10 protein-coding genes are annotated in these 12,603 nt (G+C 45.3%); 4 read left to right on the top strand and 6 right to left on the bottom strand.

What is annotated here, in order from left to right:
* Window positions 1–132 precede the first annotated feature (132 nt).
* Window positions 133–1,305 carry a DUF5666 domain-containing protein gene (locus BCV39_RS16715; protein ID WP_102432095.1) on the bottom strand — a complete coding sequence of 391 codons (1,173 nt, stop codon included), beginning with the start codon at window positions 1,303–1,305 and terminating at the stop codon, window positions 133–135.
* An 84-nt stretch (window positions 1,306–1,389) separates the two neighbouring features.
* On the opposite strand from BCV39_RS16715, the gene BCV39_RS16710 reads away from it, so the two are divergent.
* A complete protein-coding gene (locus tag BCV39_RS16710; protein ID WP_102432094.1) occupies window positions 1,390–2,058 on the top strand; it encodes a response regulator transcription factor in 669 nt (222 codons plus the stop codon).
* On the top strand, window positions 2,030–3,307 hold the full coding sequence (locus tag BCV39_RS16705) for a HAMP domain-containing sensor histidine kinase (protein WP_102432093.1): 1,278 nt from the start codon (window positions 2,030–2,032) through the stop codon (window positions 3,305–3,307). The genes BCV39_RS16710 and BCV39_RS16705 overlap by 29 nt, the downstream gene beginning before the upstream one ends.
* A gap of 74 nt (window positions 3,308–3,381) precedes the next feature.
* Here BCV39_RS16705 and BCV39_RS16700 read toward each other — a convergent pair whose 3' ends face one another.
* The 3 genes from BCV39_RS16700 to BCV39_RS16690 form a co-directional block, all read right to left on the bottom strand.
* Window positions 3,382–3,639, bottom strand: a complete 258-nt coding sequence (locus BCV39_RS16700; protein ID WP_009846137.1) for a YdcH family protein — start codon at window positions 3,637–3,639, stop codon at window positions 3,382–3,384.
* 207 nt (window positions 3,640–3,846) lie between these two features.
* Complete coding sequence (locus BCV39_RS16695; protein ID WP_102432092.1) at window positions 3,847–4,836, bottom strand: rhodanese-related sulfurtransferase; 990 nt, start codon at window positions 4,834–4,836, stop codon at window positions 3,847–3,849.
* 314 nt (window positions 4,837–5,150) lie between these two features.
* Window positions 5,151–6,299 (bottom strand): PLP-dependent aminotransferase family protein, encoded by a 1,149-nt coding sequence (locus BCV39_RS16690; RefSeq protein ID WP_048660642.1) that lies wholly within the window; start codon window positions 6,297–6,299, stop codon window positions 5,151–5,153.
* A 115-nt stretch (window positions 6,300–6,414) separates the two neighbouring features.
* Between BCV39_RS16690 and BCV39_RS16685 the strand changes: the two genes are divergently transcribed.
* Both BCV39_RS16685 and BCV39_RS16680 read left to right on the top strand, forming a co-directional pair.
* The gene (locus BCV39_RS16685; protein WP_102432091.1) at window positions 6,415–7,284 is read left to right on the top strand and encodes a GyrI-like domain-containing protein; all 870 of its coding nucleotides are present in this window, start codon (window positions 6,415–6,417) and stop codon (window positions 7,282–7,284) included.
* Window positions 7,285–7,307: 23 nt separating this feature from the next.
* On the top strand, window positions 7,308–7,553 hold the full coding sequence (locus BCV39_RS16680; protein WP_017107691.1) for a hypothetical protein: 246 nt from the start codon (window positions 7,308–7,310) through the stop codon (window positions 7,551–7,553).
* Between the two features lie 490 nt (window positions 7,554–8,043).
* On the opposite strand, the gene BCV39_RS16670 is transcribed toward BCV39_RS16680, so the two are convergent.
* Window positions 8,044–10,899 carry an FAD-binding and (Fe-S)-binding domain-containing protein gene (locus BCV39_RS16670; RefSeq protein WP_102432090.1) on the bottom strand — a complete coding sequence of 952 codons (2,856 nt, stop codon included), beginning with the start codon at window positions 10,897–10,899 and terminating at the stop codon, window positions 8,044–8,046.
* Window positions 10,900–11,269: 370 nt separating this feature from the next.
* The gene (lldD, locus tag BCV39_RS16660; protein WP_048663885.1) at window positions 11,270–12,409 is read right to left on the bottom strand and encodes an FMN-dependent L-lactate dehydrogenase LldD; all 1,140 of its coding nucleotides are present in this window, start codon (window positions 12,407–12,409) and stop codon (window positions 11,270–11,272) included.
* Window positions 12,410–12,603 lie beyond the last annotated feature (194 nt).

Below are 12,603 nucleotides of genomic sequence, written 5' to 3'. Positions count from 1 at the left end.
AACGCCTTTTGAATAAGCAAACAGTAACATAATTGAAAAGGTAGGCTGCACTTTAGGTGTGGGTTGTTTTGATGCAAAAAAGCCACGCGTAGTGCGTGGCTTCTATACTTAATATCAAGAATATTCTATGCGTTAGTCATTGTCTTCAGCTTCGATCTCGATTGCAATGTACTGACTGTTGACCTTGTAGGCTTCAACCTCAATAAGGTCTCCAATAGTAAGATTCTCAAAAGTTAGGCCATCTTCAAATTGAGTGTTTTTGTTTACATGAATAATCTTATTACCATGTAGTGATGTCATTTCAAAGTTGTTGTCTTCTAGGTTGATATCTTGCACTGTGCCTTCAAAATCAACGTCATTATCATTCCAATCTTGTGAATCATCGTCGTGTTCAAATTCGACTTCGGTAGCAACATTTTCGCCGTTAGCTTGTTTCGTTGTTACTTCGACTTCTGTACCTACAGTTAAATTTGACTTGTTGCCGTCTTCGTAACGAGTATTGTCATTGACAACAAAGCGACCTTTGTAGCTTAAATCAAATGTTGATTTGTCGTTAGCTACCCAAGTAATAATGCCTTCGATTTCAGTGTCATTATCGATTTCGTCAAAATCTTCGACCTCCACTTCATCTGCTTTCAATACAGAGCCTACCATTGAGCCTGTCACTTCAACCCAAAGCCCATCAGCTAACTCTGATCCATTAGAGTCATTGCCAATACTATCGACTGTATACTCGACATTGAGAGCCCCACCTAAATTGAATGTTAGTGTGTTTAGGTTCAGGTTAGTAACCAACCCTTCAACCTCAACCGTTTCATATTTGTCTGACGGTTCAAATTTAACAACAGACAACACTTTGTAACCTGCATTCGCTGTTGGTAAAGAAGAGACCATTACCCAATCGCGATCTTTAATTTCAGATGATAGAGCTGAAAAGATTAGTGGAATGCTGTTTATTTCAAATGTGCCATTTACGTGGTCGGGATTTGTAATCCGACCTACGATAGTCGGCTCTAGCGTTAATTGTGTGCCTTCATTCGTGCTACGAGCAATAGATGAAATAGAGACCATCATGTTTTTTTCTAGGTCTGCAATTGCCACGTCTTCGCCTGCATAGTTCGCACTGTCTACTTGATAGCTATAGCCATTCACAACAATGGTGTTGCCAGAAACAGAGTCAATGGTACCTTGAACTGCTGATGGAGCTTGCGTGTTGTTATCGTTGCTTCCATTGCTATTGCTGTCACTACCGCCACAGCCAGTTAGAATTAAACCGACAACCGAAATCAGCGCTAACTTTTTCATCTATATACTCTTTATTTAGTTTATTGAGGGTGTATCTTATAAACTCAAGCGTGAAGCACTCGTGAAGAAAGGTGAAATAAATCGATGAAAGTTTTGATCGTTGATGACAGCCACAATGTGGCAGAAACCATTGCCGATTACCTAGAGCTGGAAGGGATGGTGATCGATTGTGCTTATCATGGTGAAGCGGCATTGAAGTTAGCGTCTGAGAATCATTATGACGTGATTATCATGGACATCATGATGCCTAAATTGGACGGTATTTCTGCTGTCAAAAAGTTACGAGAAGAAGTGCAATGCCCTACGCCAATTCTTTTTTTAACCGCTAAAGATAGGTTGGACGACAAGATTGCGGCCTTTCAAGCGGGCGGAGATGATTACTTGGTTAAGCCTTTCGCCATGCAAGAGCTCAGTTTAAGGCTCAACGCATTGGCAAGCCGCGGACCACGCCAAGATATTGGAAAGCAGAGTTTTGCCGATATCTCTCTCAACTCGCAGACCGACGAGGTATACCGAGAAGGTAGGCTTATTAAGTTGAGTCGTATTCAGCTCAAGATACTAAAAGTCCTTATGCGTCATGCACCAGCGATTGTTTCAAGAACTGAAGTGATTGATTCTATTTGGGGTGATGAATCGCCAAGCAGTGATGCACTGCGAAGTCATATTTATGGCCTGCGTAACGCGCTCGATAAAGGGTTTGAACATTCACGATTAGAGACTATTCATGGACAAGGTTACCGACTCAAAGCATAACGGCTCAAGCCACGGCGATTACCCGAGCATCTACCGAAAAATCCGCCGCAGTTTTGGCTTGATGACCTTGGTCATGTTCGGGCTTTTTTGGACAGTGATTTATATCGCTGAAAACCAGATGGAAGTGATCAGCCTCCATCACTGGCTAGACACTGAAGCTAACCGTTATACGTCTGAATATCAGTTACTTGGCGAAGATGCGTTGTTGCCGAATCAAAACGAGTTTTCGAGTTACTGGAGTGAAGCGGAACTGCCTAATTGGTTAGCTCGATACAAACAGCCCGGCTTCTATGAACATCTGTTGGGTACGGAAGATAAACACTTTTACGTATTCGAGCACCCATCAGGCGAAGGGTTGATGTATATCTTGTTTCAAGATGACGCTGACGACTACCTCGACGAGTATGAATGGAGCCTCCACAACTACACCCTCATGCTTGGTGGTTTAACGTCCATTTTTATGGTTTTGTATGGAATCTATGTTGTACGCTCGCTGTCGAGGCCACTCAATCAGATAGAAAAGAAAATAGGGCAAATGCACCCTGAGCAGCCAAGTTTTGAAGTCGAGACGTCTTACGCTGAAACACGACATATTGAGCAAACACTTTTAGATTCAAAGAATCACATTTCAGGATTTTTTCAGCGGGAAGAGGAGTTCAATCGATTTGCCTCTCATGAACTTAGAACCCCGATTATGGTGATTAAAGGGTCGGCTGATCTGCTAACTAAAGTACCCAATCAACCTCCTGTTGCGTTAAAAGCGATTAATCGCTTGCAAGAAGCGAGTGAACAGATGCGAGTGCTGACTGAAATGTTTTTGCTGCTTGGTAAAGAGAGTATCGATGAGCACCATTTCGGTCACTATGACCTGGAAGTCGAAGTTCAGAATCAGCTGCTTGAAATGGCGCCTTTGTTTGCCAAGCAGGATGCGAGTTATAACCTAGACGTAAAAGGGACTGTCACTGTGTATGCGCCAGAGAGCTTTATTACTATTGTATTGAATAACTTAATTAAAAATGCGTTTAGCTACAGTGTTGGCGATGTTGGAATTGTGGTGACAGGTTCTCAATTAGTGATCACTAACCGTCATGATGGCAATGAGACTTACAATGCTGGCTATGGTTGTGGCCTAGTGATTGTGCAACGAATTTGTGAGCGAATGGGTTGGAGTTTTGAAACTCAAGATGATGGGCTTCAATTCAGTACTTACTTAGATTTCTCTGTGAATAATCAGGTGGGTAGCAGGTAGTTTCGATTACAAAAAATGAACCCATTGAGAAGGAGAGTAGTGTGGCTAAGTTAGCCACACTAGCATATGAGTTGTTATACGATCTTAAGCGCGTGATGGCGCGTGAGCTGTTTGTGTAGCGAGTCTTTGAGCTCCATGCGTTCTACTTTGAGGTTGTGCATGCTGTCGTCATCGATAGGGCTGCCAGAGATTTCTAGCTGACGGATGTCGTAGTCGAGTTGGTGGTACTTCTGCATGTCTGCTTTGAATTTTTCGTCGTCGTGGTTGAGCTGAACAATGTCTAATTTAAGATCTGGGAAATCTAAGATAAAGGCATGGTTTTCATTGAGCATTGGCACTTCCTCACTTGTCTAATTAACTTCAGTATAGAGCCTATTTTTGAAGATAAATGTGGTTCAAAACACAAAGCCGTAAAGCGATCAAAAAAGGGCACAAACTCGAGGGATCATCCTCGAACTTGCGCCCTTTTTAATGTTCATAGCTATATATTCAAAGCTATACGTTTAGAGCTATACAGTTATAGGCCTAAATCAGAAAGCCTACTTTGCTTTCTTACCAGAACGTTGTTGCTCTTTGTGCGCAAGCTTCTCTTTTTTACGTTGCTCGATAAGGTGAGCAGCATCGCCGCCTACGTGGGTTTCGCCACGAGCATTCGATAGCTGAACTTGCTTTTCACGTTCGCGGAAACGCGCTTTCTGCTCGTCGCTGTGTTTATCAATACACTTAGGGCAGCTTACGCCTTTCTCAAAGTGCTCAGACGCTTTGTCTTCGTCTGTGATTGGCAGGCGACAAGCGTTACACACGTCGTAACCGCTCTTCTCTAGCTGGTGGTTAACTGCAACACGACCATCAAATACGTAGCAGTCGCCTTCCCACATGCTCTCTTCTTCTGGTACTTCTTCTAGGTACTTAAGAATGCCGCCTTCAAGGTGATAAACCTCATCAAAGCCTTGCTCTTTCATGTAGGCTGTTGATTTTTCGCAACGAATACCGCCAGTACAGAACATCGCGACTTTCTTGTGCTTCTTAGGATCAAGATTTTCTTCAACGTACTGAGGGAATTCACGGAAGGTTTCCGTGTTTGGGTTTACGGCATTTTTGAATGTGCCGATATCGACTTCGTAATCGTTACGAGTATCAACCAAGATCACATCTGGATCAGAGATAAGGTCGTTCCATTCGTTCGGCTTCACGTAAGTGCCGACGACGTGGCGAGGGTCGATGCCTTCAACGCCCATGGTTACGATCTCTTTCTTAAGCTTAACCTTGGTGCGGTTGAATGGTTGTTCTTCGTTGAACGACTCTTTGTAAACAACATCAGCCAAACGAGAATCTTGTTTGAACCATTGAAGAAGAGCGTCGATAGATTCGCGCTTACCTGCAACAGTACCGTTGATACCTTCGCTTGCAAGTAGCAAAGTACCGCGGATTTGGTTAGCTTCTAACACGCCAGTGAGTGGTTGGCGAATTTCTTGGTAATCATCAAGTGCTACGAATTTATACAGAGCACATACAACATATTGAGACATGGTTTTTCCTTTCTGCGAGCTGGAACGTAAATCCAGAGCGGTTGCCTTTTATGATGCAGACTGAGTTTAATTCACTCAGGTTTGCTCATATTGGCTTATTAAAATCCGCCGCAGTATAACCAAGCCAAGGATGGACAAAAACCAACCAAAAGTAGGGCTATTTATCATTTCTATTTGTGTGGTTTATGGGCTAGAAAATGCAATGAAACCGTTTTATCTGCTTCGAATTACAACACGTATTCCCAAACCAAAAAGGCCCTGCTGTAACAATACAGCAGGGCCTTGGTATCTAGTCCGTTTTACTTAATCGGTGATTACGCTTGGTTAAGTACTTCAGCTAAGCGTTTCACCGCTTCAGTCAACTCTTCTGGGTTGGCGTTAGTGAAGTTTAGGCGCAGTGCGGCTTTCGCTTCATCGGCCTTTGGATAAAATACTGGGCTTGGTACAACCGCCACACCATTCGATAGTAGAGTTTTAGCCAATTCGAAGGTGTCGCACTCAGGGATCTCAACCCAAATGAACATCCCGCCATCAACGGCTTTCAATACACAGTCAGCAGGCAGCTGTTTCTCTAGTTCTGAGAACAGCACCTCATAACGAGACTTGTACAAAGTACGAATGTTTTCCATGTGCAGGTTGAAATCTTCATGTTTTAGAAGACCAACAAGCAATGCTTGCATAGGAACGCTTGAGTGCAAATCCGCGCCTTGCTTCACTTTAATCAGTGGCTCAAGGTAGCTGCGTTTACCTGTCACCGCACCAATACGTAAGCCAGGCGATGCAATCTTAGAGAATGAACGAAGAACGATAGAGTTATCAGGGCAGAATGAAGAGACCAACGGCAGTTCCGTACCTGTGAAACGTAGCTCACGGTAAGGCGCATCTTCAATAAATGCCACGTTGTATTTGATACAAAGCTCAGCTACTTTTTGACGAGTTTCTGTTGTCCAACAAACGCCAGTCGGGTTATGGAAATCTGGCACCGCATAGAACATCTTCGGAGATTGCTGTGCAAAGCACGTTTCTAGTTCGTCTAAGTTCGGACCAAATTCAGTTTGAGACACAGTCACTATATTCGCCTGAACCAAACCAAACACCTGCATCGCACCCAAGTAGCTCGGCGCTTCCATTACAACCACATCATTCGGATCAACATACGCACGAGCAATCAAATCCAGACCTTGCTGAGAACCGGTACAGATCATTGCTGTGTGAGTTTCTGGTAATTGATAGCTTTGCGTAAGGTGGTCAAGTAACGGGCCATAACCCGCAGTCGAACCGTATTGGAAAACTTCAGGCATGTTCGCTAGGTTTTCTAGCGTAGGCTTCATTAAATCGATAGGGAATGTTTTCGCATCGGGTAAACCACCGGCCAACGAAATAACATTTGGATCGCTTGCGGCTGCGAGGATCTCTCGAATGTATGAAGATTGAATCTGTTGTAATGACTGTGCGATTTCCATGTGTTGTGTCTCGTCGTTTATCGTTTTTATTCTATCGCTTGATATTACACGGCAATTGTAAAAATTGGCGTGTCCGTTTATGCTCATAAACATGTCCATTTATGCTATTTGAAAAATGTCACGACAACACATATCCCGAATCAATGATGTTCTGTTCCATATTCATCAAGACATCAGCCAGCCTTTGTCGGCAAAAGCGCTCTCCGAGATTGCGGCTTATTCAGAACAACACTTCCACCGCACCTTTAAAAGCGTGGTTGGGGAGTCGCTACATCAGTACATTCGACGCACTCGAATGGAGTATGCAGCCAATCAATTGATGTTCGATACCACGTCGTCAGTGGTAGAGATTGCCAGTAAATGTGGCTTTAGTTCGGTGTCTTCATTTGGCCGAGCATTCAAAGCGACCTTTAACATGTCACCAGGAGAATGGCGTAAACACGACTTACAGATAGCAGAAAAACCCTATTTGAAAGATCCCGAAGTAGCGGCGGGTTATTTGAACGTGGCGCAGCGAGTGTTACCTGAACCGAAGATCGTTGAAACACCGGAGCGCATGGCGGCTTATGTTCGACACACGGGCTATAACCGTTCCATTCGCAACGCGTGGCTGATATTGAAAGCGTGGGCGAACTCAGAACAGCGCGACTTTTCGAGCCAATTTGGTTTGCATCACTCAAACCCTGCTTGGGTTGAAATGGATCAGTGTCGCTATGTGGCGTGTATCGCGATTGATGAGCCGATTAAGTATCGCAGTGTCGTGAACCAGATGGTGATTCCGGGTGGTTTACATGCGGTATTTCGACTGAATGGCCGCTATGGTGAGCTGCTACCACAGATCAGTATGGTATTAGAAAAGTGGCTACCTACGTCTGGCTTCAAGCAGCGTTCCACTCCTGCGTATGTGCATTATCATAGGAACCATTTTCTCAATAGTGATGAAGTGTTTGAGCTTGATTTTTATCTTCCGGTAAGTTTTTATTAATCCACCCATTTTGAGGAGTAAACATGTATCTCGTTTTGTATTGCCACAACATTGGTATGACTGATTTTTCTTTCTTTGAGACGGAAGATTTCGACAAAGAAGAGGGTTATATTGTGCGAGGAAAATGGCCGAACGAAAAAGCGTTTCGTGATTACTTGATCAAGGAATTTGGTGATATGAGCGAGTTTCAAGTGATTGACTTGATCTGCAGAGGTCAAGAGGCTGAGCACTATTCTGCGCAAGAGTTAGCGACATTCATTGGTGCGTAACCATTGCGATGAGTATGGTCTCGTTTAAACAAAGTGCATTGTAACATATTGAAAATCAGTAATATTGCTTATCACTAAACTCAGCTTGATTCGGACTGGTAGTCATTATTCAGAGAAAGTACATGCGGCTTTGAGTCTTCCATCGTCTTTTTTAAGAAAAGGGCATTCTTATTTAAAGTTCTGAATAGTATGGTTTTTCGGGGTGAGCCAGCTTTTAATATGCTTAAACTTGAAGGCTCATTGTTAACTGTATATTTAGGAAAAATAGTAATGAAGAAAATAATCATCTTAGTCGCACTGGTACAATTGATTACGGTCTCTACCAGTCACGCTCAAGAACTCAATAACGAGATGAACAATTCGTTAAGTTTTTGCCCAGAAAACGACATATATTGTCAAATAATCATGAGGGAGCTTTAATCAGAGCCACAAAAAGGTTGCCAACGAGGCAACCTTTTTATTTAGAGTGTGTCTAGCTTTTAATATCTAGCTATTGCGCCACTTCATCAACCAAGTACAAGATCGACTGGTAAGGAATGCCGCTGTGGTGTGATAAACCGATCTCACAGGTTCGGCTGTTACTGAATCCACGAGTACAGTTGCTCGGCACTTGTTCCTTAAGTGGGTGTACCGCCGCTTCATTCAGCTCTGGAGTGGTAAAACCTTTATCACCCGCCCAACCACAGCATTGAATGTGCTCAGGAACGATGACCTCTTCGGTACAGGCTTTAGCAAGGTTCAACATCGCGCCTTCCAAACCCATTCGACGAGAACTACACGTCACATGCAGCATCACGGTCTCTTGCAGCGGCTCAAGTGTCAGGTGCTCCAGCAGGTACTGGTTCACAAACCCTGTCGGCTCTAGCACTTCTAGGGGCTTGGTGAACTGTTCAATACTGCGTTTAGCACACGGGCTGGTATCCATTAATACTGGGTATTCACCCTGACGACTCGCTTGCCACAACACTTCTTCGAGCTGTTGCGCTTTAGATTGGGCTAAATCGGTCATTCCTTTGCTGTCGTAAGGCATGCCACAACATTGGTCATCTAGCTTCTTCGGAAGAATAACCTCAAATCCTGCTTTGTTAAGCAAAGACATGGTCACTTCAGTTAGGGGACGTTGGTCGCCCGCATCACTCTGTTGTCCCATGGTGCGACTCGCACACGAAGGCAGGTAAACCACCTTCTTATGATTGCTTGAGGATTCTGCCGTCACTGGTGATGAGACTAGCGAGTGACTATTGGATTGCGGCATCTCAGGCATCCAAATTGGTGTTGCGCCTTTGGTCATCGAACGCAAGCCGTTGGTTAGCTTGCCGACTGTATTTTCGCCTAATATTTTGCTCGCCACTTGGTTGGTTTTGAGGCCAACCTTGGTCAACTTAGTGGTGGTCGAGAAATGATCTGCGGTCCACTTAGCGATTGGCGTAAATTTCTCATACTTGGCGATACGAAGCTTCTTAATCAAGTCGCCAGTGTTGATTCCCACTGGACAACGCTCGGCACACAGGCCTGTCGCAGCGCAGGTATCAATGCCTTGGTATTCAAAGGTCTTCTCTAGTTCGCTAGCTTCTATTTCTTCACCTACTGCTCGGCGGCGTTGTAGCTCTCGATACAACACAATACGTTGGCGTGGCGATAGAGTGAGCGTACGAGATGGGCAGACAGGCTCACAGAAGCCACATTCAATACAGCGGTCGATAAGGTCATCGGCAGCAGGCATTGGCTTCAAATTGGTGATGTGTGAATTTGGATTGTCGTTGATAATAACGCCGGGGTTGAGCAGTCTTTCTGGATCGAACAACGCCTTGATTTGTTGCATCAAAGCATAACCATCTTTACCCCATTCCAACTCGACGTAAGGTGCCATGTTACGACCCGTGCCGTGTTCTGCTTTCAATGAACCTTGGTATTTCACCGCGACCAGTTCGGCAACGTCATCCATGAAACCGCCGTAGCGATCGATCTCTTCTTGGCTGTCGAAGCCTTGAGTAAACACAAAGTGCAGGTTGCCTTCGAGGGCGTGACCAAAAATGATCGCTTCGCTGTAGTCGTATTTATCGAACAGCTCTTGCAGTTCTCGAATGCCGTTAGCGAGGTTTTCAACGGGGAAAGCCACGTCTTCAATGATAACGGTAGTACCAACTTCACGAACCGCGCCAACCGCTGGGAACATACCTTTGCGAATGCCCCACAGAGTCGCGACTGTCTTTGGATCGGAAGTGAAAGGCACTGATTCAACAATCGTATATTCCGATAACGCATCCAAAATTGATTTACATTGTAAATCTAAGTCCTGCTGGGAGCTGGCGTGTGACTCAACTAAAATCGCCGCTGCTTCTAAATCTAAGCTCGGCATAAACGCAGGCATACCCGGTTTATCCGCGACTGAACACAGTGCTCTGCCATCCATCAATTCCACCGCAGCAACTGGTGTTTTGGATAGTGTCGTCACGGCTTTACTTGCTTGCTCGATATCGGCAAACACTAGCAGCGCCGAAGCTTTGTTCGGATGTTCGATCACCGTGTTGTAGGTAATCTCAGCGATGAAGCCGAGCGTGCCTTCTGAGCCAATCATCAGGTGTTTGATGATCTCAATTGGGTCGTGGTAATCGACCAAAGCATTGAGCGCGTAGCCGGTGGTGTTTTTTAGGCGGTACTTGTGGCGGATTCTGTCGGCCAGTTCTTGGTTTGACGCTGTCTGTTGATGTAATTCGACAATGCCTTCAAACAGCGCTTTGTGTGATTGCTTGAACGCCTCAACACTGGCGTTATCAGCAGTATCAAGCAGGGTGCCATCACTCAGTACGACTTTCATGCTCTCAACGGTGCGATAAGAGTTTTGCGCAGTACCGCAACACATGCCACTGGCGTTATTGGCTGCGATACCACCGATTTTACAGGTATTGATAGAGGCTGGATCGGGGCCGATTTTACGTTGGAAAGGGGCAAGATATTTGTTGGCATCAGCACCAATTACACCAGGTTGAAGAATGATCTGATTGCCGTTATCGACGATTTCGTGGCCACGCCAGTCATCAGTCAATGTGATGAGCACCGAGTCTGAAACCGCTTGCCCTGAAAGGCTGGTGCCCGCGGCGCGAAAGGTAAAATGAATCCCCAGTTCGCGACAGCTTTGAATGGTGAATATGACTTCGTCTAAGTTTTTGAGCCTTAGAACCATTTTCGGCACCAAGCGATAAAAACTCGCATCGGTGCCGTAAGCCAAGCGCTTTGCATCTTGAGTGACAATGCGTTCTGTTTCTATTTTTTGAGCCAGTATCGCTTCAAGCTGCAGATAAGCTTGTGCGTCTATTACTCGCTCATGGGATGTGTTTGTCTCCATCTTTGCTTCCTTGTGCTTCTTATTTGGCACTGTTCAGGGCGTGTTGACCTTTCGTGGTTAAATTTTGTTCGAGTAAAACGCTTTTAGCTGAACCCTTCGAGCAGCGTTTGCTGGCCATTTCTACTACGTTATCGGCTTCTCATGTAGGCTAGCTACACATCGACGCCTCTGCCTTGTATAAATACCCAGCAACTCGCTGCAAAAATCAACTCGAAAGATCAACACGCCCTAGCTTTTTATTTTATTTTCCAGTGCTTAAACGGTGTCACAACGGCAGTGGAATTGCTGTGACACCGATTGAACTTCAGTCTAAGTAGACCAAAGCATTAGTCCGAATCTGAATCTGAATCTGAATCCGAGTCGTGGCGGGTTAATCTAACCCCACCAAAGATTCACGAGTTAAGTCTTTGATTGTCTTTGCGCCTGTTAATGTCATCGCAACACGCATCTCTTTGTCGTACAGGTCGAGTAGGTTTTCAACACCTGCTTGTCCTTGCGCAGCTAACGCGTAGACGAAAGAGCGACCAAGCAAGGTGCAGTCTGCGCCCATCGCCATCATGCGAACTACATCTAAGCCAGTACGAATGCCAGAGTCGACCAGAATCTTAGTGTCGCCTTTTACCGCGTCTGCAATAGCAGGCAGTGCTTTAGCACTTGATAACACACCATCAAGCTGGCGGCCGCCGTGGTTTGAAACCACAATGCCGTCTGCGCCAAATCTCACGGCGTCTTTCGCATCTTCTTCATCAAGAATGCCTTTGATGACCATCGGGCCGTCCCAGAAATCACGGATCCACTCTAGGTCTTTCCAAGAAATTGATGGGTCGAAGTTATCACCTAACCAACCGATGTAGTCTTCCAGTTTGGTAGGAGAACCACGATAAGTTGAGATGTTTCCTAAGTCGTGTGGTTTACCCAGCAAACCAACATCCACCGCCCAACTAGGATGACGCATAGATTGGAATACACGACGAACAGCGGCGTTTGGACCACTCATTCCGGAATGCATGTCACGGTAGCGCGCGCCGGGTACCGGCATATCAACCGTGAAGACTAAGGTGGTCACGCCCGCTGCTTTTGCACGTTCAAGAACGTTCTTCATGAAGCCGCGATCTTTTAGCACGTAAAGTTGGAACCACATTGGGCGTTCAATTTTAGGTGCGACTTCTTCAATCGGGCATACCGATACGGTCGACATGGTAAAAGGGATGCCTTTATTGTCTGCGGCTTTAGCAGCTTGTACTTCGCCACGTCGTGCGTACATGCCTGTTAGACCAACGGGTGCTAAGGCAATCGGCATCGCTAGCTTTTCGCCAAACAGCTCAGTTTCCAAATTCAGATCTGACATGTCATTGAGGACACGCTGCTTGAGCGCGATCTCTGCAAGATCGGCCGTGTTGCGGCGTAGGGTATGTTCTCCGTAAGAACCGCCGTCAATGTAGTGGAAAAGAAACGGTGGTAATTTCGCTTTTGCTGCGGCGCGGTAATCAGTCGATGCGGATATGATCATAATTTCAGTCCTAAATTCTTGGGATGTTGCCCTTCTATGAGAGCTTGGTTTGGGCTGCTTGTTATTCTTAATAAAATGGCGTTAATACCCGAGGGTGTTGATGTGTTTTAGTATCCATTCCGAAACTCATCAACTGTCTTGTTAGACGGTGTTGCAGTCGGGGAAATGAGTATTAACGCCAAGTGCTTTTGTAA

The organism is Vibrio sp. 10N.286.55.E10 (assembly GCF_002872555.1).
Lineage (GTDB): Bacteria > Pseudomonadota > Gammaproteobacteria > Enterobacterales > Vibrionaceae > Vibrio > Vibrio crassostreae.
The sequence above is the reverse complement of the archived record's forward strand: the minus strand, read 5'-3'. Positions and strand labels throughout refer to the sequence as shown.